Genomic DNA, 738 nt, shown 5'->3' on the forward strand with positions numbered 1-738 from the left:
AGCAAGGCCCCGATAAAGATCGCGGTAAACCGCAAAGCCTGGGCAGTGCCGGCCAAATCGCAGGATCCACTGCCGGCCACTGTGCACCAGGCGGCAGGCCATGGTCATGATTTCCTGCATCACGGTTCTCAGGCGGCGACGCCTGGCCGGGTGGCGAACCGGTGCATCCGGGCCGGTCAGTCGCAGACCCATCCAGCGCAACACGTTGTAACCCATCGTCGCGAAGGCCATGACCAGGTTGTTGGTGTCGAATTTCCCGGGAAGTCGACCTGGTCCTGCTCGCGCAGGAAATCGCGATTGGCACGGGCATCGTGTGCGCTGTCCAGGCGCAACAAAATGGGCTTATCCGTCAGTGATCGAGCCCGGGGTAACACTCGTTTGAGGGTGTCGAGAAATCCCTTGTTGGCGTGCTGGCTGCCAGGGCGCAGCTCGCAACCCAGGCACCAGCCTTCCTGCCCCAGGTAGGCGGCCATTGGCGCATAGCCGTCATAACCCTTGTAGGTGTAGCTGACACCCTCTTTGCGGGTCTGGCTGTTGTCCATGGGAAAGACATCCATATCCAGCGCAACGTGGCCCATCGCCAGAGGTGACACCGGCGCTTCGACGGACTGAAGAAACTCGACGCTGGCATCGTCCAGCAGGGGTGTCAGGCCTTGAGCGTCTTCATCAAATCGCTGGCGCAACCGGGCCGACGATGGCGATTGCCTGATGCCCAGGGCAGACTTGAAAAATGGGTCC

General features: G+C 61.4%; 1 pseudogene. It reads right to left on the minus strand.

The window, feature by feature from the left end:
* Window positions 1-738 (minus strand): annotated as a pseudogene (locus JIF53_RS17810) (transposase); the annotation flags it as partial.

Source organism: Marinobacter sp. bablab_jr008 (assembly GCF_016464145.1).
Classification (GTDB): Bacteria; Pseudomonadota; Gammaproteobacteria; order Pseudomonadales; family Oleiphilaceae; genus Marinobacter; species Marinobacter nauticus.